General features: G+C 64.8%; 21 protein-coding genes and 1 pseudogene. 4 read left to right on the top strand and 18 right to left on the bottom strand.

The genetic code is table 11. The features are described 5' to 3' along the window. Positions 1–26 precede the first annotated feature (26 nt). Together FLL57_RS02625 and FLL57_RS23245 are read left to right on the top strand one after the other, a co-directional pair. The gene (locus tag FLL57_RS02625; RefSeq protein WP_013503838.1) at positions 27–305 is read left to right on the top strand and encodes a DUF1488 domain-containing protein; all 279 of its coding nucleotides are present in this window, start codon (positions 27–29) and stop codon (positions 303–305) included. A 57-nt stretch (positions 306–362) separates the two neighbouring features. Further along, positions 363–518, top strand: a complete 156-nt coding sequence (locus tag FLL57_RS23245; RefSeq protein WP_013503839.1) for a hypothetical protein — start codon at positions 363–365, stop codon at positions 516–518. A 407-nt stretch (positions 519–925) separates the two neighbouring features. On the opposite strand, the gene flbD is transcribed toward FLL57_RS23245, so the two are convergent. The 6 genes from flbD to FLL57_RS02595 all read right to left on the bottom strand — a co-directional run bounded on the left by flbD (position 926) and on the right by FLL57_RS02595 (position 6,528). Further along, the gene (gene flbD / locus FLL57_RS02620; protein ID WP_013503840.1) at positions 926–2,305 is read right to left on the bottom strand and encodes a sigma-54-dependent transcriptional regulator FlbD; all 1,380 of its coding nucleotides are present in this window, start codon (positions 2,303–2,305) and stop codon (positions 926–928) included. 46 nt (positions 2,306–2,351) lie between these two features. Next, complete coding sequence (gene fliN / locus FLL57_RS02615) at positions 2,352–2,699, bottom strand: flagellar motor switch protein FliN (RefSeq protein ID WP_011156831.1); 348 nt, start codon at positions 2,697–2,699, stop codon at positions 2,352–2,354. 18 nt (positions 2,700–2,717) lie between these two features. Further along, positions 2,718–3,344: a FliH/SctL family protein gene (locus FLL57_RS02610; protein ID WP_013503841.1), complete on the bottom strand. Its 627-nt coding sequence runs from the start codon at positions 3,342–3,344 to the stop codon at positions 2,718–2,720. Continuing rightward, on the bottom strand, positions 3,344–4,432 hold the full coding sequence (gene fliG, locus FLL57_RS02605; protein ID WP_013503842.1) for a flagellar motor switch protein FliG: 1,089 nt from the start codon (positions 4,430–4,432) through the stop codon (positions 3,344–3,346). Before fliG ends, FLL57_RS02610 begins: the two co-directional genes overlap by 1 nt. A 6-nt stretch (positions 4,433–4,438) precedes the next feature. Continuing rightward, complete coding sequence (gene fliF, locus FLL57_RS02600) at positions 4,439–6,052, bottom strand: flagellar basal-body MS-ring/collar protein FliF (protein ID WP_142882059.1); 1,614 nt, start codon at positions 6,050–6,052, stop codon at positions 4,439–4,441. A 200-nt stretch (positions 6,053–6,252) separates the two neighbouring features. After that, complete coding sequence (locus FLL57_RS02595) at positions 6,253–6,528, bottom strand: DUF1153 domain-containing protein (protein ID WP_011156827.1); 276 nt, start codon at positions 6,526–6,528, stop codon at positions 6,253–6,255. 217 nt (positions 6,529–6,745) lie between these two features. Here FLL57_RS02595 and FLL57_RS02590 point away from each other — a divergent pair, with 217 nt between their 5' ends. Then, entirely contained in the window at positions 6,746–7,213 is a 468-nt protein-coding gene (locus FLL57_RS02590) for a hypothetical protein (RefSeq protein ID WP_142882058.1), read from the top strand. Here the strand turns inward: FLL57_RS02590 and FLL57_RS23480 are convergent. From FLL57_RS23480 to FLL57_RS02570, 5 genes and pseudogenes are all read right to left on the bottom strand, one after another. Continuing rightward, positions 7,185–7,928, bottom strand: coding sequence for an FAD-linked oxidase C-terminal domain-containing protein (locus FLL57_RS23480; protein WP_235677258.1), 744 nt, complete (start codon positions 7,926–7,928; stop codon positions 7,185–7,187). The genes FLL57_RS02590 and FLL57_RS23480 overlap by 29 nt on opposite strands. A gap of 198 nt (positions 7,929–8,126) precedes the next feature. Then, positions 8,127–8,442: pseudogene (locus FLL57_RS23475) on the bottom strand (FAD-binding protein); the annotation flags it as partial. 432 nt (positions 8,443–8,874) lie between these two features. Continuing rightward, positions 8,875–9,780: a universal stress protein gene (locus tag FLL57_RS02580; RefSeq protein WP_142882057.1), complete on the bottom strand. Its 906-nt coding sequence runs from the start codon at positions 9,778–9,780 to the stop codon at positions 8,875–8,877. A 49-nt stretch (positions 9,781–9,829) separates the two neighbouring features. Next, on the bottom strand, positions 9,830–12,574 hold the full coding sequence (locus FLL57_RS02575) for a cation-transporting P-type ATPase (protein ID WP_142882056.1): 2,745 nt from the start codon (positions 12,572–12,574) through the stop codon (positions 9,830–9,832). Between the two features lie 258 nt (positions 12,575–12,832). Continuing rightward, entirely contained in the window at positions 12,833–13,165 is a 333-nt protein-coding gene (locus FLL57_RS02570; RefSeq protein WP_142882055.1) for a hypothetical protein, read from the bottom strand. Between the two features lie 272 nt (positions 13,166–13,437). Between FLL57_RS02570 and cobS the strand changes: the two genes are divergently transcribed. Next, the gene (gene cobS, locus FLL57_RS02565; protein WP_142882054.1) at positions 13,438–14,235 is read left to right on the top strand and encodes an adenosylcobinamide-GDP ribazoletransferase; all 798 of its coding nucleotides are present in this window, start codon (positions 13,438–13,440) and stop codon (positions 14,233–14,235) included. A 151-nt stretch (positions 14,236–14,386) separates the two neighbouring features. Here cobS and FLL57_RS02560 read toward each other — a convergent pair whose 3' ends face one another. The 7 genes from FLL57_RS02560 to urtA form a co-directional block, all read right to left on the bottom strand. Next, on the bottom strand, positions 14,387–14,731 hold the full coding sequence (locus FLL57_RS02560) for an FmdB family zinc ribbon protein (protein ID WP_142882053.1): 345 nt from the start codon (positions 14,729–14,731) through the stop codon (positions 14,387–14,389). Positions 14,732–14,969: 238 nt separating this feature from the next. Further along, on the bottom strand, positions 14,970–16,199 hold the full coding sequence (gene fmdA, locus FLL57_RS02555) for a formamidase (RefSeq protein ID WP_142882052.1): 1,230 nt from the start codon (positions 16,197–16,199) through the stop codon (positions 14,970–14,972). Between the two features lie 36 nt (positions 16,200–16,235). Further along, positions 16,236–16,925: an urea ABC transporter ATP-binding subunit UrtE gene (gene urtE / locus FLL57_RS02550; RefSeq protein ID WP_142882051.1), complete on the bottom strand. Its 690-nt coding sequence runs from the start codon at positions 16,923–16,925 to the stop codon at positions 16,236–16,238. Between the two features lie 11 nt (positions 16,926–16,936). Further along, positions 16,937–17,692: an urea ABC transporter ATP-binding protein UrtD gene (gene urtD / locus FLL57_RS02545; protein ID WP_142882050.1), complete on the bottom strand. Its 756-nt coding sequence runs from the start codon at positions 17,690–17,692 to the stop codon at positions 16,937–16,939. A gap of 10 nt (positions 17,693–17,702) precedes the next feature. Then, on the bottom strand, positions 17,703–18,854 hold the full coding sequence (urtC, locus tag FLL57_RS02540; protein WP_142882049.1) for an urea ABC transporter permease subunit UrtC: 1,152 nt from the start codon (positions 18,852–18,854) through the stop codon (positions 17,703–17,705). Positions 18,855–18,869: 15 nt separating this feature from the next. Then, complete coding sequence (gene urtB, locus FLL57_RS02535; RefSeq protein ID WP_142884150.1) at positions 18,870–19,796, bottom strand: urea ABC transporter permease subunit UrtB; 927 nt, start codon at positions 19,794–19,796, stop codon at positions 18,870–18,872. Between the two features lie 198 nt (positions 19,797–19,994). Next, positions 19,995–21,257, bottom strand: a complete 1,263-nt coding sequence (urtA, locus tag FLL57_RS02530; protein ID WP_013503856.1) for an urea ABC transporter substrate-binding protein — start codon at positions 21,255–21,257, stop codon at positions 19,995–19,997. Between the last annotated feature and the right edge of the window lie 169 nt (positions 21,258–21,426).

Genomic DNA, 21,426 nt, shown 5'->3' with positions numbered 1-21,426 from the left:
GCCCGCAACACGAAGGATGATCCACCATGAGCTTCACCAGCGGCACCTTTCGCGGCTACGATGAGGACCGGTCAGTGGTGCTGTTTTCGATGATCAATGATCATACCGAAGTGCCCTGCGCGATCAGCTCAGACGCCATGGATTTTCTCGACGGAGCGAAACGGACGCCGCCGGCCCAGCGCGAGCAGCAGTTCATGCGGCTGCGCGCCAGCATCGAGAGCTGCGCCGAGCGCAAATTCGCCAACGCCGAGCTGGAAGGCCGGCCTCCCGGAATCATTCTGCGACGGCTGGACTTTCACGGCTGACGCGGTTTGACTCCGGCGGCCAGATCGCCATCTTCCACGAGGCGGAGGATTAGCGAGATGCGACGTGTGGCGACTTGGCTGTTCTATGGCGTGGGCGCGCTCGCATGCGCCTATCTGGCATTGTACGCCTATGCGATGCTGACCGCGCCGAAGCTGACCCCGGGGGAGCCGATCCGGATCTTCCGCAATCCCGACGCGCCGAAATATTCGTGAGGTAGCGCCCCCGGCAGCAGCCATGCGGGCCCAAACCTCTCCCCGCGGAAAGCGGGGCGAGGGAGCAGACCGCGGATGGGGAGACGTCGTGCTTCGCTGCGGGCGACGCCTCTTTCGATCTTGATACTTGGTACAGGAATGGATTGTCGTCATTCCGGGGCGCTCACGCACGTGAGCGAACCCGGAATCTCGATGTTGTGGCAGTAGATGTTGTGGCAGTAAGTGATACAACCGCGGGATTCCGGGTTCGCGCCTGCGGCGCGCCCCGGAATAACTGCGGATGAAGCTATTCTTTGCAGCCAATGCCCTCTCCGCCCCACCTCCTTTCAGGAGGAGGGGCGGAGGAGAGACCTTCCAGAGGGGGCCGGAGGGCTCTCTTCAGGGTCGGGAAAATGCGATCGGCGACGTCAGCTCATCGCCACGAACGCACGAGGCTCGCCGCCGCCCGCGGGCGGAATCGGCAGGCCGCCATCGGCGTATTCGTTGAGCTTGTTGCGCAGCGTCCGGATCGAGATGCCGAGGATGTTGGCCGCATGGGTGCGGTTGCCGAGGCAGTGCTTCAAAGTCTCCAGGATCAGGTCGCGTTCGACGTCTGCCACCGTGCGGCCGACCAGCGCGCGGGTGACCTGCTCGGCCGCGAAGGTGGCGTGCGCCACCGCCGGCGGCGTCTTGGTCTGATCGAGCCGGTCGCCGTCAGGCGTAATGATCGCTTCGGGTCCGATCTCGTCGCCCTGCGCCATCAGCACCGCGCGGTGGATGGTGTTTTCCAATTCGCGGACGTTACCCGGCCAGCGATTGGTGGTGAGCACCCGGCGGGCCTCGGCCGACAACGGCCGCAACGGCACGCCGTTGGCGTCGGCGTATTTCTTGGCGAAGTGCTGCGCCAGTTCGAGAATGTCGGCCGGCCGCTCGCGAAGCGGCGGGATCTTCAGATTGACGACGTTGAGCCGGAACAGCAGGTCCTCGCGGAAAGTGCCTTCGCGCACCGCTTCGGACAAATTACGATTCGAGGTGGCGAGGATACGGATATCGACCGGCACCGGGTTCTTGCCGCCGACGCGGTCGATCACCCGCTCCTGAATCGCGCGCAGCAGCTTCGACTGCAGCCGCACGTCCATTTCGGAGATTTCGTCGAGCAACAGCGTGCCGCCGCTGGCTTCCTCGAACTTGCCGATGCGGCGCGCCACAGCGCCGGTGAAGGCGCCCTTCTCGTGGCCGAACAGTTCGGATTCCAGGAGATGCTCAGGGATGGCTGCGCAATTGATGCTGATGAACGGCTTTTTGGCGCGACCCGAGCGGCTGTGAACGTAGCGCGCCAGCACCTCCTTGCCGGTGCCGGACTCGCCGGTGATCATCACCGAGGCGTCGGAAGCGGCGATTTGCTGCGCCAGCTTCACCACCCTGGCCATCGCGTCGTCGCGATACACCAGTTCGCGGGAATCGTTGGCCACCGCAGCCAGCACCGCAGCGATCAGCTCCGGATCCGGCGGCAGCGGGATATACTCCTTGGCACCGGCGTGGATCGCGGCGACTGCGGCGCGGGCGTCGGAAGCGATGCCGCAGGCGACGATCGGCACCGCGATGTGCTCGGCCTCCAGCCGCATCACCAGATCGCGGATATCGAGCGCGACGTCGACCAGAAGCAAGTCGGCGCCTTTGCCGCCGCGCAGCACCCGCATCGCCTGTTCGTTGTCGGCCGCATGAGTGACCGACGCGCCGTTGTCGATCGCGATCTTGGTCGCGGTGGTGAGCTGGCCCTTGAGGGTGCCGACGATGAGAAGCCGCATGGATTGCTCCTGGATATCCTGCTGCGCGAATCCGCGCGCTGCTCGTTTAGGTGTCTGCCTTGATGATTTCCGTCATGGTGACGCCGAGCTTGTCTTCGACCAGCACGACCTCGCCGCGCGCCACCAGGCGGTTGTTCACATAGATGTCGATCGCCTCGCCGACGCGGCGATCGAGCTCCAGCACCGCGCCGGGCCCGAGCTTGAGCAGCTCGCCGACGTCCATTTTCGAGCGGCCGAGCACAGCCGAGACTTGCACCGGGACGTCGAACACCGCCTCGAGATCGGCGGCGACGCGCGAAATCTGCTCGTCCTCCTGATAGCCGACGTCCGCCAGCGGCGGCGCATCGGCGCCGTTGAGGTCGGGAAGCGGCACCTGGCCGTCATTGTCGCCCATGTCTCACTTTCCTCCCGATCATCGGCCGCTGTTGCGCGATGCCATGTAGCGGCCCACCAATTCGTCGATCTTGGCTTCGACCGCGGCGCGCTCCAGCACCACGCCGCCATCGGCCCATTCGATCTTGCAGTCGCCGCCGGCGATCTCCGGATCGGCCAGCAGCACCAGACGCCCCGCAAACCCGCTCTGCTTGGCGAGCAGCTCAATGCGTTCGCGCGCGGCCTCATAGAGCGAGTCGTTGATCCGCACCACCAGATGCGGCGTCGCCACCAAATGACGGAAGCAATCGCCGACCAGCGCAGTGATCTCGGCGAGCGGCTCGGCGGCGACCAGTTCGCCGCACAGTTTTCGCGCCGCTGCGACCGCCACTTCGACCGCCTCGGTCTCCATCCGGGTTTCGACGCCGCCGATGCCGCTGGCGATCACATGCATCGCCTGCGCGACCTGCTCCAGCGCCATCGCGCTGCGCCGCTGCGCCTCGACCATGGCCTCGTTCTGACCAGCCGCGAATCCGTTGTGATAGCCGCGCTGCTCGGCAGCGGCGACGGCCTGCGCCAGCTCTGCTGCGGCGATCGTCTTCTCGCGGGTCTTTTCCGGCGCCCCGAAATCGTCGTTGAACAGGAATTTCTGTGCGGGAGCGGCCATCAGTACACCAATTCGTCGTCGGCACGGTTCTTGGTCAGCACGATCTCGCCCTTGGCGGCGAGGTCCTTGGCGAGGTTGACGAGCAGCGCCTGCGCCTCGTCGACGTCGCGTAGCCGCACCGGACCGAGCGCGGCCATGTCGTCGAGCAGCATCTTGCCGGCGCGCGACGACATATTGCCGAGGAAGAACCCGCGGACCTCCTCGTTGGCGCTCTTCAGCGCGATCGCCAGCTTGTCCTTGTCGATGTTGCGCATCAGCGTCTGCGCCGAGCCGGCGTCGAGCTTGACCAGATCGTCGAACGTGAACATCAGCGCCTTGATGCGCTCGGCGGATTCGCGATTGTCCTCTTCCAGCGAGGTGATGAACCGGGTCTCGGTCTGGCGGTCGAAATTATTGAAAATCTCCGCCATCACCTCGTGGGCGTCGCGGCGGCGGGTCTGCGACAGGTTCGACATGAATTCGGAGCGCAGTGTCTTCTCGACGCTTTCGATCACTTCCTTCTGCACCGACTCCATCCGGAGCATCCGGTTGATGACGTCGAGCGCCATGTCCTCGGGCAGGATCGCCAGCACCTTGGCGGCATGCTCCGGCTTCAGCTTCGACAGCACCACCGCGGTGGTCTGCGGGTACTCGTTCTTCAGATAGTTGGCGAGCACCTCTTCGGAGACGTTGGACAACTTCTCCCACATGTTGCGGCCGGCCGGGCCGCGGATCTCTTCCATGATGCCGGTGACGCGGTCGGCCGGCAGATATTTCTGCAGCAGCCGCTCGGTGGCGTCGTAGGTGCCCATCAGCGCGCCGGACGCCGACATCCGCGACACGAATTCGAGCAGCAGATCCTCGACCGTTTCCGGCTCGATGGTGCCAAGCGTCGACATCACCGAGGACAGTTCGCGCACCTCCTCGTCGTCGAGCAGACTCCAGATCTTGCCGCCGTACTGCTCGCCGAGTGCCAGCATCAGGATCGCGGCGCGCTTCGGTCCGCTCAGCGGCTTGCTCGGCGCCCGGCCGCTCTGACGCTGCGCCAGCGTCGCGACGACGGAGGCGATGTCATCCTGGCTGGTTGCTGGGAGGGAAGCGTCTGCCATGGCGGATTAGGCGGCGGGTTCGGCCAGCCATTGACGGACAATGGCGGCGGTTTCGTTGGGATTGCGTTCGGCGAGCTCGCCAACCCGGTGCACCGACTGGGCGTGGACCTGACCCTGCACCTGGGCGATGTCGATCATGCTGGGCATTCCGGGCGCCACCGGCTGCCCGTCGACGCCGATCTGCGGCACGGTGCCGTCGGCCAGCGCCGGCAGGCCCGCCGCTTCCGGCGTCTGCTCTGCGGCGAGCACGCGCTTGACCAGAGGGCGGATCACCATGAACAGCACCACCAAGCCGAGCAGGAACATCACCCCGAGCTGAATCATGTTCATGATGTCGTCCTTGGTGAATTGGAACATGCCCATCAGCCCGGCGGGCTCCGGCAGTTTCTCGATCTGCGGCGCTTCGGCGAATTTCAGGTTGACGACTTCGATCTGGTCGCCGCGCTTCTGATCGAAGCCGATCGCCGAGCGCACCAGCGCGGCGATCCGGTCGAGCTGCTCCTTGGACCGCTCGGCGTAAACCAGCTCACCCTTGTCGTCCTTGGTGTAGGCGCCGTCGACCAGCACCGCGACCGAGAGCCGGCTGACCCGGCCGGCCTCGGTGACTTCGGTCTTGGTGACGCGAGAGATCTCGTAATTGTTGGTCTCTTCGGACTTCTTGCTGACGTCGCGTGCGCCGGCGCCCTGTCCCTGGTTGGCGCCGGGCAGCTCGTTGTTGACGGTCACCTGACCATCGGCGGCCGAGGTCGCGGCGGATTCTTCACGAGTCTGACTCGACCGCAGCACCCGTCCTTCCGGATCGAACGTGTCGGAGGTCTGGGTGATCTTGTTGTAGTCGAAGTCGGCCGAGACCTGGACCCGGGCACGCCCCGAGCCGACCACCGAGGAAACGATGCCCTCGATCTGGTGACGCATCCGCTTTTCGAATGCGGCGCGCCGCTCGTCGCTGGTGGCGCCTTCCATCTGCTCGCCGCTGGCCGAGCCGTCGGCGAGCAACTGCCCCGCCTCGTCGACGATCGACACCCGTTGCGGCTTCAGGCCGTTGACGGCGGAAGCAACGAGATGGCGGATGGCGCGGACCTGCTGCGGCTCCAGCGCGCCGCGCACCCGCAGCACGATAGAGGCGGACGGCTCCGGCGCCTCGCGCGAGAACAACGGCCGCGCCGGCAGCACCAGATGCACCCGCGCCGCCTGAACCCGGTCGATCGCCCGGATGGTGCGCGACAATTCGCCTTCGAGTGCGCGTAGATGGTTGATGTTCTGGACGAAGCTGGTGGTGCCGAGCGCATCCGACTTGTCGAAGATCTCGTAGCCGACGCCGCCGCCCTTCGGCAGGCCGCCTTCGGCCAGCTTCATCCGCAGCCGGGTCACTTTGTCCTTCGGCACCAGCAAAATGGCGCCCTCGTTGCGCATCTCGAACGGAATACCCTGGCGCTCCAGCTCCTTGATGATGCTGGACGAGTCCTCGACGCTGAGGTCCGTATAGAGAGTCGTCATCTGCGGCTGCGACACCCGCATGATGACGAAGGCGAAGAAGCCGACCAGCGCAACCGTGACGGCGATCATCGCCATCAGCCGGGCGGCCCCCAAGCCTTTCAGGAAACTCAACAGATTCTGCAAGGACCAGCCCCTCGGATGCACGACGCGACCGACCGGCGGGATCAGCCTCCCCGCCCGGCTAGGCAAATCTTGCCTATGGGATGGTTTCCATATGGTTAACGAATCTTAACGGACCGGAAAAACCGGCGAAAATGCTGAAAGCCGGCTTCCCGAAAAGGAGCCGGCTTTCATCGAATCGTCGAAATCTGGAAAGGATTTGTTTACTGGCGATACTGCTGGATTCGGGTGGTCCGCAGCCCGGCCAGACCGTGATGGTCGATCGAGAACTGCCAGGACAGGAATTCGTCCACCGTCAGGGTGTATCGGCTGCACGCCTCTTCCAGAGAGAGCAGTCCGCCGCGGACCGCGGCCACGACTTCGGCCTTCCGGCGAATGACCCAGCGCTTGGTGCCGGGTGCAGGCAGGTCCGCGATCGTCAATGGGCTTCCATCGGGCCCGATCACGTATTTTACCCTCGGGCGGTGGGGCTCTGTCATGGCGTACTCACAACTCGCAAAGCACTCAACTCACAGGCTTAACCTAAGCGGCCCGGCTTAAAATTTGCCTAAGCGCGACACGAGATCGCGGGTATTGCTGTTAGTAATCCGGTAACGATTGGCTCAACGCCCGTGCTGTCCTGATGTGAATACGTGGAACGACCGACCGTGGCAGGTTCGGCTTCCGGATCGGCGGTCGATCGTCTAGTGCTGATGTATGAGCGACGACAGCGCACGGGCAACGACGCCCGCCCCCAACCCGAACGCGAATGCCGGTACCCGCTCGCATGCGGTCGCACTCGACGACACGACGTTGGCGGCGATCGACCAGTGGGCGACGAGCCGGCGCATGTCGCGAACAGAAGCGCTCGCCGAGCTGGTGCGGCTCGGCCTCGGCATCGCACCGGGCACACGGCCACCGCTCGCGATTGCACCGGACCGCGCGGTCGAACTCGCCGCGTCGCAGATCCACGCGCTGATCGATCCCGAAGCGCCGACGGACGAACGCGACCGGAGAATCGCTCGGCTGGTCGAAGGCCCGCCGGAATTCGTCGAAGCGCGTGTCGACCTGCCGCGCCGCCGCGCCACGGATCTGACGCCGCCCACAATTGCCGCCACCCTGCCGCCGGCCGCTCCCGGCACGCCGCAGCGTCGCGCTACGGATCGATCAGCACTCCCGGATTGAGCATCGCGTGCGGATCGAATTCGCGTTTGGCGGCGCGTAGCGCCGCAGCGAACAGTTCGGGACGCTGACGGTCGTACCATTTGCGATGATCGCGCCCGACCGCGTGGTGATGGGTGATGGTGCCGCCGGCGGCGATCAACGCGTCGCTCGCCGCATCCTTGATCGCCTGCCATTGCTCGAGCAGCGCGCCGTGCCGTCCGAGCGCATGAAACGAGAAATACGGCGCAGGTCCGTCCGGATAGACGTGGGTGAAGCGACAGGTGACTTCGCCCTTGATCCCGGTCGCATCCAGGATCGCCTGCTCGGTCGCAGCCTTGATGCCGTCGTGGAAGCTCTCGAACCGCTCCCAGGTTATCGACGTTTCGAAGGTGTCGTTGATCAGTCCCGCGGGCGTCAGGAATTCCCGCGCATAGGGCATCCGGATGAAGGCGTTGCGCCACAGTCCGGCGGCACCTTCGAGATGTGCCGATGAAGCGTCGGCCTCTTCCTTGGTGCCGCCGTGGTCGGCGCAGCATTCCAGCGCTCGCGCCATCCACGGCTCGACCGGGTGATCGCCACTCTCGAACGCCAGCACCATGATGGCGACGCTGCCGTCGGCGGCACCGGTGTTGTACGCCTCCTGCGGATCAAGAATACGACAGTTCGACGGATAGAGTCCCGCCTGCGCCACCGCCCGGACCGCGTGCGCCGCGGCGAAGAAGGTCGGAAAACGCACCGAAGCGCCGGCGCGGAACATCGGGCGTGATTGCAGCCGCATCCAGGCCGCGGAGATCACGCCCAGAATGCCTTCGGAGCCGATAAACATCCGGTCCGGGCTCGGGCCGGCGCCGGAGCCCGGCAGCCGCCGCGTCTCGACCACCCCTCGCGGCGTCACGACGCGGAGGCTTTCGACCAAATCGTCGATGTGGGTGTAGAGGCTGGCGAAGTGACCACCGGAGCGGGTCGCGATCCAGCCGCCGAGCGTGGTATTCGAAGCTCTGCGGAAAGTGCCGGAGCGTGACATTGCGCGACTTGAGTTGCGCCTCCAGCGCCGGACCGAACGCGCCGCCCTGGATCAGCGCCGCGCGGGAAGTGGCGTCGACCTCGAGCACCTTGCCGAGGTGCCGCAGATCAAGCGTCACCGCCGCTTTGTAGCGGCTGCCGTCGACGCGGCATTCCACGCCGCCGCACACCGACGAGCCACCGCCGAACGGCGTCAACGCGGCGCCGGCGCCGCCGGCCCAATCCATCACCGCGGCGATCTCAGCTTCGTCGCGGGGATAGGCGACGACGTCAGGCGCGGCATCGTAGTCGCCGAGCATGCCGCGAACGTAGTCTGGATAGGATTTGCCATAGGCGTGGGCGGCGCGGTGATAGACATCGACCGCGCAGATTTCGGACAGCGACTTCGGCGGCACGATCCGGGGTTCGCGGAGCTTGATGTCGTCGAGCGCGGCGACGCCGACCCTCTCGAAGCTGTCGCAGCCGAACTTCGCCTGATAGCGGCCGAGCACGAACGCCTGCTCGGCCTCCGTCATGCCCTCGCCTTCCCGTCCCCAGCCATAGTGCTTCAGCCGCGCGCCCATCCTCGACCTCCCGATTGCTTGCCGGCGAGGTGCCAATGCCGCGCCGGTCGGCAGGGAGTGTGACGGGCAATACCGAGACCGGCAAGCCGGCTCGGCTCAGCCCGCGGCGTCGCGCACAGGTACCACCAGGATGTCGCGCTGCAGTTGGCGCAACACCTCCTCGGTCACGCTGCTGAGCAACAACCGCACCGCACCACGCCGCGCGTGGGTACCGATCACCACCAGATCAGGGCGCAATTCGGTAGCAGCCTCGATGATATCGGTGGCGAGGCCGACTCCTTCCCTGACCACGGTGGAGTAGTCGATGTCGTCGAGCCTAAGCGGTTCGAGGAAGCGCACCAGATCCCGCACCGCATCGGTGCGGGTGTCGACCAGATAGTCGTCGAGACTGGTCTTGTCGACGCCGGCGTAGTTGAGCATGCCAGCGGCGGCGGCGTCGTAGACGTGCATCACGATCAGTTTGGTCCGTTGCAGCAGGCCGAGCCGGCGCCCGGTCTCAAGTGCCTGGGCCGAGCAGTCGGTCAGTTCGACCGGCGCGAGGCTCTTCGCGTAGGGCAACGCCGGATCAAGATTGGCCATCAGAACCGGCACCGTGCTGTTGCGAATCACCCTCTCGGCGGTGGTGCCGACGAAAATGTCGCGCAGGAATAGCCGGCGATGGCTGCCGACCACGCACAGATCGGCGCTCTCCTGCTGCGCAGCACGGACGATGCCGTCGAACGGCGTGCCGAGTATGACCAGTGGCCTGCAATCCAGGCCGGCCAGATAGGTGTGTTCGCGGATCGCATCCGCGAGCGCCGACTCGGCGAGTTCGACCTCCACCGTGACGATGTGCTCGGGCTGATCATCGTCCACCACATGGGCGATCACCAGGCGGGCGCCGCTTTGCCTGGCGAGGGCGGCGGCACGGCGCACCGTACGATCTGAGCGCGCCGAGAAATCAGTGGCGGCGAGCACAACCTTCAGGCCGGACATCGTATCGGGACGGGGCAGTTCATTCATGATGAAACTCGTCGTTGGAGTGAAGCGGGCGCGACGACGCGATGACCGGCTACGGCTCGAGACGCTGCAGCGCTCCGATCCTGCGCATCACCAGCTTCTCCAGTTCGAGCACGATCATCAGCACCACGCCGGCGCCGATCACCACCGCACCGTCGACCAGCGAGATCGGCGTGGTGGCGAACAGGCTGTGCATGAACGGCGCATAAGTGAAGGTGAGCTGCGCGGCGACCACCACCACCAGCGCGGCCAGCACCGGCATAGTCCCGAGCGCGCCACGCAGCGATATCGAACTGGTGTGAAGATAGCGAACGTTGAACAGATAGAAGATCTCGAACACCACGATCACGTTGACCACCATGGTGCGCGCGGTCTCCAGCGGCAGGCCCTTGCCGAGTGCGAAGAAGAAGATCGCCAACGCGCCGACGGTGAACAGGAACGAGACGAAGAAGATCCGCCATACCAGAAACCGCGACAGCAGCGGCGCGTGCGCCGGCCGCGGAGGGCGCTTCATCACGCCGGGCTCCGGCGGCTCGAACGCCAACACAAGGCCGAGCGTGACGGTGAGGATCAGGTTGATCCACAGGATCTGCACCGGCGTCATCGGCATGGTGAAGCCGACCAGGATCGCAATGATGACGGTGAGCACCTCGCCGCCGTTGGTCGGAATCGTCCAGGCTATCACCTTGCGGATGTTGTCGTAGACGGTGCGGCCTTCCTGCACAGCGGCAACGATCGAGACGAAATTGTCGTCGAGCAGCACCACCTCGGAGGCTTCCTTGGCGGTCTCGGTGCCCTTGTGGCCCATCGCGATGCCGACATCGGCCTGCTTGAGCGCCGGCGCATCATTGACGCCGTCGCCGGTCATCGCCACCACCGCGCCGGTGGATTGCAGCGCCTGGACGATGCGCAGCTTGTGTTCCGGATTGGTGCGGGCGAACACGTCAGTGCGGCGCGCCAGCTCGACGAAGCCGGAATCCGGGGTGCGGTCGAGCTCGGCACCGGTGACGACATCGGGATGATCGGTGAGGTTCAGTTGCCATGCGATCGACTCCGCCGTCGCGGCGTGATCGCCGGTGATCATTTTGACCACAATGCCGGCGGAGCGGCACTCGGCGATCGCCTGGATCACCTCGTCGCGCGGCGGATCGATGAAGCCGACCAGCCCCATGAACGACAGTCCCTCGTCGAGATCGGCGAAGCCGAGCTGATCGGACGGCCGCGCCGGCGAGCGTAGCGCAAAGCCGAGCACGCGCTCGCCTTCGGCCGCAGCGCGCGCAATCTGCGCGGTCCAGAATTCCGGATCAATCGGATGCAGCGCACCGCCCGGACCAACCTGGGTCGCGCACATGCCCAGCAGCCGTTCCGGCGCGCCCTTGACGAAGATCACCTGCGCGCCGGATTCGGCAGCGTGACGGGTCGCCATGAAGCGGTGCTTGGCATCGAACGGAATTTCATCGGAGCGCTTCCACGCTGACCGCTCGCCTTCCGGATCGAGCCCGGCCTTGATCGCGAGCGCGACCAGTGCGCCCTCCATTGGATCGCCATCGACGACGAAGTGCCCATCGACCTGGCGAAGCTGGGCGTCGTTGCACAGCAGCGCCGAGCGGATCAGTTGCGCCGCTGACGCCACCGCTTCGGGATCGTCGCGGCCGTCGACCGTGAACTCGCCCTTCGGCACGTAGCCCGAGCCGCTGACCAGGATGGTGTGGTCGGCGGTGACGATGCGCCGCGCGGTCATCTCGTTGCGGGTCAGCGTGCCAGTCTTGTCGGAGCAAATTACCGACGTCGCGCCGAGGGTTTCGACGGCCGGCAGCCGGCGGATGATGGCGTTGCGCCTCGCCATTCGCTGCACACCGATGGCCAGCGTGATCGTGATCACCGCCGGCAGCCCCTCCGGCACCACGCCGACCGCGAGCGCCACCACGGCGATCAGCGCGTCCGACCAGGCGTAGTCGCGCACCAGTGTGGCGAAGGCGAAGATCGCCACCGCCGCCGAGATTGCCACCCAGGTGAAGCGTTCACCGAACCGATTGATCTGTGCCAGCAGCGGCGTCGCCAGTTGTTCGACGCCCTGGATCATGGTGCTGATGCGACCGATCTCGGTGCGGGCGGCGGTCGCGACCACGACCCCAAAGCCCTGCCCGGCCGAAACCAGCGTGCCGGAAAACGCCATGCACAGTCGGTCGCCGAGCGGCGCGTCGGGCGCCGCCGGCTGGTCGTGCTTTTCCGACGCGACCGACTCGCCGGTCAGCATCGCTTCATCGATCAACAGGCCACGGGCACGTGTCAGCCGCAGATCGGCCGGCACGCGGTCGCCAGCCTCGATCATGACTACGTCGCCGGGCACCAACTCCTCGGCCGGCACAACAACGCGATGACCGTCGCGCCAGGCATGAGCGCGCGGCGAGATCATCTTCTTGATCGCCGCCAGCGCCTTCTCGGCTCTGTCCTCCTGAAGGTAGCCGACGATGGCGTTGATGGTCACGACTGCGACGATCACCGCAGCATCGATATGGTGACCGAGGAACGCGGCAGCGACTGCGGCCGCCAGCAGGAAGTAGATCAACGTATTGTTGAACTGCGACAGGAACCGCAGGATCGCCGAGCGGCGCGGCGGCTCCGGCAGCGCGTTGGGGCCGTAGCTCTCCAACCGGCGCCTCGCCTCCTCGCTGCTGAGGCCTCCACGACTGGTGCCGAGAGCGGCGAGGACGCGGTCTGCATCGACCGCATGCCACATTTCCGCGGAGGCCTGATCGTTCGGGCCCTTGATGTCGGCTTGCAATACTTCGGTCATGGTGGGGTCTCGACGTCTTGGGCTCGGCAAGAACGCTGCGGCTCGAAGCTGAACGCATCCCTCAGGAGAAGCATCCATGGCCTCTGCTCCGTCCGATCCCGAACAGGGCGATCGGCCGCGCAACGCGATGGGAGGAAATCGAAATGCCGGACGGCTTCGCTGCGGCGATCAGGCGAGAACGGGCTCAGCGCCTCGCGCCGTCGGACGACGGCTCGCTCGATCGGGATGGCGGCAGCAGACGGAGTCGCGGCGTGAGGACTACGCGGCTATTGGCGGACGCAGTTGCGGAGGCTCGCTGCGATCGAGCATCGGTTCGGCCAGCGGCAGGTGCACGCGGGTCGACTGATCGCAGCCGAGGTTCCTGAACGACACCGGAGTCAGCGCATTGGCGCTGTCGGTCGTCATGATTTCTGGATCGTCATTGAGATTCAGCGGCGGAACCGGAGGCGGCGTCTTGACGAGGGTAAACTCGGGACGCGGCCCATCTTGAGCCGCGGCGACCGAAACGTTGCCGAGAACGAGCACAGCGAATGCGCACACACAGATCGCCGCTGCCTGAAACCACAAGCGCACTGCGGCGGAGATCGCCAAGCCGTCCCTCTTTCGTTCAAATCGCATCGTCGCGCAGCGTACCCCATCTCGATCAGGACTGACAAAGGGTAGCGGTCGGAGGTCGACGGTCACATTGACCTCTATCAAGGGGTTAGCCGTTTGGATGCGGCGGGTGGTCACAGTCGGCGGAAGGTCGCGGCAACCGTAACCAGGTATCACGGCACCGCAGTTGGACCGACCTACGGTGCACGCGGGCGCTTGACCGCAATCGCGGGTGCGCGCAGTACGGCGGCTTCCGCAAAGGCAGATCCATGACCGACTCCCCTCAACTCTCGCGGCCGACGCCGACGCTGGCGCAATTGCTCGACGCCGTGCGCTTCCTCACCATCCTGCCGGTGCCGAGCGCCGACCGCGCCCCGGAGCCCGACTGGCTGATGCGGGCGATGACGTTCTTTCCCGTGGTCGGAGTCGGCATCGGCGTGGTGTCAGCGGCGGCGATGATCGTCGGCACCTCGCTGTTCGGACCGACGCTCGGCGCGCTCTTCGCGGTGACCGCCTCGATCGCGCTGACCGGCGCCTTCCACGAAGACGGTCTCGCCGACACCTTCGATGCGTTCGGCGGCGGCTGGACGGTCGAGCGCCGACTCGAGATCATGAAGGATAGCCGCATCGGCACCTACGGGGCGCTCGCGCTCGGCATCGGCGTGGCGCTCCGGGTTGCGGCGCTGACGCTGCTGCCGCTGTGGGCGGCCCTGGCCGCGCTGGTCGCCTGCCATGCGGCGTCGCGCGGCGCGGCGTGCCTGGTGGCGCACCAGATGAGCTACGCCGGCAATACCGCGGCGATGAAGGCGAGCTACGCCGATACCACGCTGCGCAAGGACGAACTGGTGCTCGGCGCAATCGCTGTCGCACTCGGCGCGCTGCCGCTGTTACTGGTTTCGCCGATCGCGTTGGTGATCGGCCTCGCCGCCGGTGCCGCACTCACCGCAGCGATGGCCGGCTGGGCCAAGCGCCTGATCGGCGGCTACACCGGCGACGTGCTCGGCGCCAGCGAGCAATTGTTCGAAATCGGCTTTCTGCTTGGCGTCGCGGCGGTGATCGCCGGATAGGTCGGTCGCTCCAGTCCCTTCATCATAGCGAGGAGCACCCGGATCGACGCTTCACGTCGTCCGAGTACAGGCTCCGCGACGAAGCAATTCAGAAGCCCGGTGCACCCGCTTCCTGGATTGCTTCGCTTCGTTCGCAATGATGAGAAAGCAATCAGTGGCTGATCATCCAGGGCCGCGCGGTCGGGAAGCCCTTGGCGCCGCTCTTGGTGCGGGTCTGCAGCCGGGCCGGCTTCTTGATGCCCGAACAGCAACTGCAGCCGGGGGCGTGCTTGGCCTTGTATTCCCCGACCGTCATCGGCGCGTTGCGGCTCTTCTCGTTGGTGGCGTGCGCGGCGCGCTGCGAGGACGGCATGCAGGAGAAGTTTGGCGCGGTGAGGATCACCCGCGGTGACGAAGTCTCGCAGGTCGGGCAGAGCTGCGGATCGTCGCATTCCGCCATCGGCCGCAGATCGGTGAACGGCCCGCAGGCGTCGCATAGATACTCGTAGACAGGCATCGTCGTTTCCCTTGCGCTGACGATTGGTTCGGACCTGTGCGATGGGAGCGGGGCGGAAAACACGCCCCGTCCCGCCCCCCGTCGCGCAGGGAAGTCTTGGCGACCACGCAGCAGTTAAGCCAACGGTCACCGCAGTGAATTCGTCATGCCCGGGCTTGTCCCGGGCATCTACGCCTTGATGCGGCTCAGCAGTTAAGGCGTGGATGGCCGGGACAAGCCCGGCCATGACGACGTTTGGTTACTTATCCGGCGAAATCGGCATCTGGATGTCGCCCTTGATCGCCTTCACCGGGCCGGCCGAGGTCGGCATCATGTCGAAGTCGAAGATCTCGGTCGGCAGCCACAGCGTGGCGCAGGCGTTGGGAACGTCGACGACGCCGGAGATATGGCCCTGCACCGGCGCGGTGCCGAGGATCGAATAGGCCTGAGCGCCGGAGTAGCCGAACTTCTTCAGATACTCGATGGCGTTCAAGCACGCCTGGCGATACGCCACAGTGACGTCGAGGTAGTGCTGCTGGCCCTGCTCGTCGACCGAAATGCCCTCGAAGATCAGATAATCCTTGTAGTTCGGCGTCACCGGCGACGGCTTGAAGATCGGGTTCTTGATGCCGTATTTCGAGACGCCGTCCTTGATGACGTCGACCTTGATGTGCAACCAGCCGGCCATCTCGATCGCGCCGCAGAAGGTGATCTCGCCGTCGCCCTGGCTGAAGTGCAGATCGCCCATCGACAGGCCGCCGCCCGGCACATAGACCGGGAAGTAGATCTTCGAACCGCGCGACAGATCCTTGATGTCGCAGTTGCCGCCATGTTCGCGCGGCGGCACCGTGCGGGCACCTTCGGCCGCGGCCTTGGCCTTGTCGTCGCCCTTCAGCTTGCCCATATGGGCGGTCGGCCCGAACGGCGGATTGGCGAGGCCGGGCACCCGGGTCGGATTGGTGGCGATCAACGCGGTTTCACGTTCATTCCACGCCGCCAGCAGCTTCGGATCGGGCAGACAGCCGATCAGACCGGGATGAATCAGCCCGGCGAAATTGACGCCCGGGATGTGACGCGACGAGGTGTACATCCCCTTGAAGTCCCAGATCGACTTCTGTGCCAGCGGGAAGTGGTCGGTGAGGAAGCCGCCGCCGTTCTGCTTGGAGAAGAAGCCGTTGAATCCCCACATGCTCTCGGCCTTCGGGCCGATGTCGAGCAGATCGACGACCAGAAGATCGCCGGGCTCGGCGCCCTTGACGCCGATCGGGCCCGACAGGAAGTGCACGATCGACAGGTCGATGTCGCGAACGTCGTCGGCCGAATCGTTGTTCTTGATGAACCCGCCGGTCCAATCGTAGGTCTCGACGATGAAGTCGTCGCCGGGATTGACCCACGCGGCCATCGGAATGTCCGGGTGCCAGCGGTTGTGGACCATCTCGTTGTCGTAGGCCGACTGTGTGAGATCGACCTTGATCAGTGTCTCTGGCATCGGAAGCTCCCCTTGTTACCAGTGGACGGTGGAAAACTAGACGGACAGATATTTCGCGACCTGCGCCTCATCGACGCCGGCACGCGGCTCATCGCGAACGATTTCGCCGTTCTCGATCACGAGCACCCGATCGGCGACGTCGAGCGCGAAGCTCAGCACCTGCTCGGAGACGATGATCGAAAGACCGCGGCTGTCGCGGATGCGCTTCAAGGTGCGCGCCATCTCGCGAATGATCGACGGCTGGATGCCCTCGGTCGGCTCGTCGAGCAGCAGCACCTTCGGCCTGGTGGCGAGCGCGCGGGCGATCGCGAGCTGCTGCTGCTGGCCGCCGGACAGATTGCCGCCGCGCCGGCCCTTCATTTCGAGCAGCACCGGAAACAGCTCGTAGATGTCGGCCGGCACCTCGCTGTCGCCGGAGGCCGCAAGCCCGGTCTCGATGTTCTCCTTCACCGTCATGGTGGAGAAGATCATCCGGCCCTGCGGCACGTAGGCGAGCCCCTTGGCGACGCGCTCGTAGCTCTTGAGGCCGCCGAGCTCGATGCCGTTCATGGCGATCGAGCCCTTGCGCTGCGGGACGATGCCCATCAGCGATTTCATCAGGGTGGTCTTACCCATGCCGTTGCGGCCCATGATCGCGACGATCTCGTTCGGCGCGACGTCGATATTGAGCCCGTGCAGCACCTCGCTCTGGCCATAGGCGACGTGCAGATCGTTGATAGCAAGCATGTCCGCCTCCTTTAGTGGCCCAGATAGACTTCGATCACCTTCGGGTCGTTCTTCACCGTGTCCATGGTGCCCTCGGACAGGATCTGGCCCTGGTGCAGCACGGTGACCTTGTGGGCGATGTCTTCGACGAACTTCATGTCGTGCTCGATCACCAGCACCGAGCGGTCCTTGATGATGGTGTGCAGGAGCTCCGCGGTCTTGACGCGCTCGGAGACGCTCATGCCGGCGACCGGCTCATCGAGCATCAATAGATCGGGGTCCTGGATCAGCAGCATGCCGATCTCGAGCCACTGCTTCTGGCCGTGGCTGAGCAGATCGGCGCTCATGCCGAGCTTGTCCTTGAGGAAGATCGCCTCGGCGACCTCCTCGACGCGCTCGCGTACGGCGGCGGTACGCTTGAACGCCAGCGCACCGAACACCGAGCGGCCCTGCGGATAGGAGATCTCCAGATTTTCGAACACCGTGAGGTCTTCGTAGATCGACGGCGTCTGGAACTTGCGCCCCACCCCGACCTGGACGATCTGGTTCTCCTTCATCTTGGTGAGATCCTTGCCGCGGAAATGGATCGCACCGGAGGTCGCTTTGGTCTTGCCGCAGATCAGATCCAGCACTGTGGTCTTGCCGGCTCCATTGGGGCCGATGATCACGCGGATTTCGTTCTCCTCGACGTAGAACGACAGATCGTTGACCGCCTTGAAGCCGTCGAACGAAACCGTGAGCCCTTCCACAGCGAGCAGGAATTCGGGCGGTTGATGACCGATCAGCATGATGTCCTCCTCATTCCGCCGGGGCGCCGTCGGCCACCGAGCCGAACGGTTTGCCGTTGCCGTGATCCGAACCGGGCTTACGCTTGCTGATCAGCTTGCCGAACAGCGGCTGGACATTGTCGCGCCAGATGCCGGCGAGGCCGTTCGGGAAGATCAGCACCACCGCGATGAACAAGGCACCCAGGCCGAACAGCCAGAGCTGCGGGAAGGATTCCGACAGCGAGGTCTTGGCGAAATTGACCAGAAGCGTGCCGTAGACCGCGCCGAAGATCGACAGCCGGCCGCCGACCGCGGTGTAGATCACCATCTCGATCGACGGTACGATGCCGACGAAGGACGGCGACATGAAGCCGACATTGAGGGTGAACATCGCGCCGCCGATCGCCGCAAACATTGCCGCGAGGCAGAACGCGAAGATCTTGAAATTGGCGACGCTGTAGCCGGAGAACCGCACCCGGTCCTCTTTCTCGCGCATCGCCACCAGAATGCGGCCGAGCTTGGCGTGACGCACGAACAGCGCCAGCAGGATGCAGCCGAACAGGAACGCGACCTCGACGAAGTAGAGCACCACCTTGGCGTGGTCGGGACGGATGTCCCAGCCCTTCAGAGTGCGCAGATCGGTGATGCCGTTGATGCCGCCGGTGTAACCCTGCTGGCCGATGATCAGGATCGTCATGATTGCGGCGATCGCCTGGGTGATGATGGCGAAGTACACGCCGCCGACCCGCCGTTTGAACATCGCGGCGCCGATCAGATAGGCGAACACCGTCGGCACCACCAGGATCGCCACGATCGTCAGCGTCAGACTGTGGAACGGCTGCCAAAACCACGGAAGCTGCGTTATTTGGTTCCAGTCCATGAAGTCCGGGATGCCGGGGGTGGACTGGATCTTGGTGTTCTCGACACTGGAGGCTTCCAGCTTGAGATACATCGCCATGCAGTAGCCGCCGAGACCGAAGAACACACCTTGGCCGAGGCTGAGAATGCCGCCGAAGCCCCAGCACAGCACCAGGCCGATCGCCACGAAGGCGTAGGTCAGATATTTGGCGACCAGGTTCAGGCGGAACACGTCCAGCGTCAGCGGCAGGATCACCACCAGGAGCACGGCGAGGACGGCGAGACCGAGCAGGTCGGTACGACTGAGGAAGCGCGGGCTGTCCATGATGGAGGCTCCTGTTTACTTGCGGACCTTGAGGGCGAACAGGCCTTGCGGACGCACCATCAGGATCGCCACGATGGCGAGCAGCGTCAGCACCTTGGCCATCGAACCGGACATGAAGAACTCCATGGTCGACTGGGCCTGCGAGATGCTGAAGGCGGACGCGATGGTGCCGAACAGGCTGGCGGCGCCGCCGAACACCACGACCAGGAAGGTGTCGACGATGTAGAGCTGGCCGGAGGTCGGCCCGGTCGAGCCGATCATGGTGAAGGCCGAGCCCGCGATGCCGGCGATGCCGCAGCCGAGGCCGAAGGTGTAGCGGTCGACCTTCTCGGTGTTGATGCCGACGGCGCCGGCCATCACCCGGTTCTGCATCACGGCACGCACCTGCCGGCCCCAGCGCGACCAGAACAGCAGATAGAACACCACAGCGGTGATCAGCACGGTGAGCGCCATCACGAACATGCCGTTGATCGGAATCTCGATAGTGTCGGTGACCTGCTTGGAGCCGAGCATCCATTGCGGCAGCTCGACGCCGACCTCGCGCGCGCCGAAGATCGAGCGGTACGCCTGCTGCAGGATCAGCGACAGCCCCCAGGTCGCCAGCAGAGTGTCGAGCGGGCGCTTGTAGAGGTGGCGGATCAGACCCCACTCCACCAGCATGCCGAGCGCCCCGGATGCGATAAAGGCGAGAATCATCGCGATGAAGAAGTAGCCGGCGAACAGCGACGGCAGATAGGACTGGAACAGGTTCGACGTCATCCAGGTGACGTAGGCACCCAGGATCATGAACTCGCCGTGGGCCATGTTGATGACGCCCATCTGGCCGAAAATGATCGCCAGCCCCAGCGCCATCAGCACGTAGACCGAAAACAGAATGAGCCCCGCGAAGCCCTGCATCGCGAAGATCGCGCCGAGATCGCCAATCGAATAGTCGCCGAACATGACGCTGCCCCTGGATGGAATGGATCTGGATTCGGTGGTGGCGGCGGCGCGCTCCCACACTCCGGGCGTCATCGCCGGGCGCGACCCGGCGATCCATCTTCTTGCGAAGGAGATGGATGCGCGGGCAGCTATGCGAAGACGCGCTTCGCGCTGTTGCCCGCCCATGACGCGGAGTTTGTGGAAGCGTTTCGCCGACGCTTACTGGTAGCCCTTCGGGAACGGATCGGGCTCGACCAGATCGGCGGTCTCGTAGATCAGCTCGTACTGACCATCCGCCTTGGCGCGGCCGACGCGGGTCTTGGACCACAGGTGGTGGTTCTCGTGGATCCGGACATAGCCTTCCGGCGCCCCCTTGAATTCGACACCCGGAGAGGCCGCCGCGACCTTGTCGACATCGAACGAGCCGGCCTTCTCGACCGTCAATTTCCACAGCCACGGGCCGAGATAGGCAGCCTGGGTGACGTCTCCGATCACCGTCTTGTCGCCCCACATCTTCTTGAACGCGGCGACGAATTCCTTGTTGTTGGGATTGTCGAGCGACTGGAAGTACTTCATGCAAGCATAGGCGCCGGCGATGTTCTCGCCGCCGATGCCGTCGATCTCGTCTTCGGTCACCGAGATGGTCAGCAGCGTCTGCTTCGACAGATCGATGCCGGCCGCCTTGAGCTGTTTGTAGAAGGCGACGTTGGAGCCGCCGACGATGATGGCGTAGATCACGTCCGGCTTGGTCAGCTTGATCTTGTTGATCACCGAGTTGAACTGGGTGTGGCCGAGCGGGAAGTATTCTTCGCCGACGACCTTGCAGCCCTGCAGATGGTTCTCGATGTGCTTGCGGGCGATCTTGTTCGAGGTGCGAGGCCAGATGTAGTCGGAACCGAGCAGATAGAAGCTCTTGGCGTTCTTGGTCTTGTTGACCCAGTCGAGGCCGGCGATGATCTGCTGAGTGGCTTCCTGGCCGGTGTAGATCACATTCTTGGACTGCTCGAGGCCTTCGTAGAAGGTCGGGTAGTACAGCATGCCGTTATACTGTTCGAACACCGGCAGCACCGCCTTGCGCGACGCCGAGGTCCAGCACCCCATCACCGCGGCGCACTTGTCGTTGACCAGCAGCTTCTTGGCCTTTTCGGCGAAGGTCGGCCAATCGGAAGCGCCGTCTTCCTGAATGTACTTGATCTTGCGGCCGAGCACGCCGCCGCTGGCATTGATCTGCTCGATCGCCAGCTTCTCGGCCTGCACCGAGCCGGTCTCGGAGATCGCCATGGTGCCGGTCACCGAATGCAGGATGCCGACCGTTACCTCAGTATCCGTCACCGCGAGACCGGTCGTATTGACCGCAGAAGTTGCGGGCGCCTGGGCGAACGAGGTGCGCGGCAACATCGCGATGGCGGGGATCGCCGCCATTCCCATCAGCAGCTTACGCCGGAGCGGCGAATTCAGGCTCGTCTTGTTGTCGTCTGACATTAACTACCCCTTCGTGGTTCGTGGATGCGAGTGCAGTCGGGGAAACGATCGACGAATTCGGCGACTGGACCGATACGCAAGATCACGTATGTTGCATCGCAAGATCGCGACGTAGGTTTTTCAGGCGACGGAGCCTCGTGGTCCGGTGCCGCAACAACGAGCTGCAGGC

The sequence above is a fragment of the Rhodopseudomonas palustris genome, assembly GCF_007005445.1.
GTDB classification, from domain to species: Bacteria; Pseudomonadota; Alphaproteobacteria; order Rhizobiales; family Xanthobacteraceae; genus Rhodopseudomonas; species Rhodopseudomonas palustris_G.
This window is presented reverse-complemented; position numbering and strand designations above follow the sequence as displayed.

What these genes read in the sequence shown, in the direction of transcription:
- FLL57_RS02625 (WP_013503838.1), top strand. Translation starts at nt 27, where the DNA reads ATGAGCTTCACCAGCGGCACCTTTCGCGGCTACGATGAGGACCGGTCA.
- FLL57_RS23245 (WP_013503839.1), top strand. Translation starts at nt 363, where the DNA reads ATGCGACGTGTGGCGACTTGGCTGTTCTATGGCGTGGGCGCGCTCGCA.
- flbD (WP_013503840.1), bottom strand. Translation starts at nt 2,305, where the DNA reads ATGCGGCTTCTCATCGTCGGCACCCTCAAGGGCCAGCTCACCACCGCG.
- fliN (WP_011156831.1), bottom strand. Translation starts at nt 2,699, where the DNA reads ATGGGCGACAATGACGGCCAGGTGCCGCTTCCCGACCTCAACGGCGCC.
- FLL57_RS02610 (WP_013503841.1), bottom strand. Translation starts at nt 3,344, where the DNA reads ATGGCCGCTCCCGCACAGAAATTCCTGTTCAACGACGATTTCGGGGCG.
- fliG (WP_013503842.1), bottom strand. Translation starts at nt 4,432, where the DNA reads ATGGCAGACGCTTCCCTCCCAGCAACCAGCCAGGATGACATCGCCTCC.
- FLL57_RS02595 (WP_011156827.1), bottom strand. Translation starts at nt 6,528, where the DNA reads ATGACAGAGCCCCACCGCCCGAGGGTAAAATACGTGATCGGGCCCGAT.
- FLL57_RS02590 (WP_142882058.1), top strand. Translation starts at nt 6,746, where the DNA reads ATGAGCGACGACAGCGCACGGGCAACGACGCCCGCCCCCAACCCGAAC.
- FLL57_RS02580 (WP_142882057.1), bottom strand. Translation starts at nt 9,780, where the DNA reads ATGAATGAACTGCCCCGTCCCGATACGATGTCCGGCCTGAAGGTTGTG.
- FLL57_RS02575 (WP_142882056.1), bottom strand. Translation starts at nt 12,574, where the DNA reads ATGACCGAAGTATTGCAAGCCGACATCAAGGGCCCGAACGATCAGGCC.
- cobS (WP_142882054.1), top strand. Translation starts at nt 13,438, where the DNA reads ATGACCGACTCCCCTCAACTCTCGCGGCCGACGCCGACGCTGGCGCAA.
- FLL57_RS02560 (WP_142882053.1), bottom strand. Translation starts at nt 14,731, where the DNA reads ATGCCTGTCTACGAGTATCTATGCGACGCCTGCGGGCCGTTCACCGAT.
- fmdA (WP_142882052.1), bottom strand. Translation starts at nt 16,199, where the DNA reads ATGCCAGAGACACTGATCAAGGTCGATCTCACACAGTCGGCCTACGAC.
- urtE (WP_142882051.1), bottom strand. Translation starts at nt 16,925, where the DNA reads ATGCTTGCTATCAACGATCTGCACGTCGCCTATGGCCAGAGCGAGGTG.
- urtD (WP_142882050.1), bottom strand. Translation starts at nt 17,692, where the DNA reads ATGCTGATCGGTCATCAACCGCCCGAATTCCTGCTCGCTGTGGAAGGG.
- urtC (WP_142882049.1), bottom strand. Translation starts at nt 18,854, where the DNA reads ATGGACAGCCCGCGCTTCCTCAGTCGTACCGACCTGCTCGGTCTCGCC.
- urtB (WP_142884150.1), bottom strand. Translation starts at nt 19,796, where the DNA reads ATGTTCGGCGACTATTCGATTGGCGATCTCGGCGCGATCTTCGCGATG.
- urtA (WP_013503856.1), bottom strand. Translation starts at nt 21,257, where the DNA reads ATGTCAGACGACAACAAGACGAGCCTGAATTCGCCGCTCCGGCGTAAG.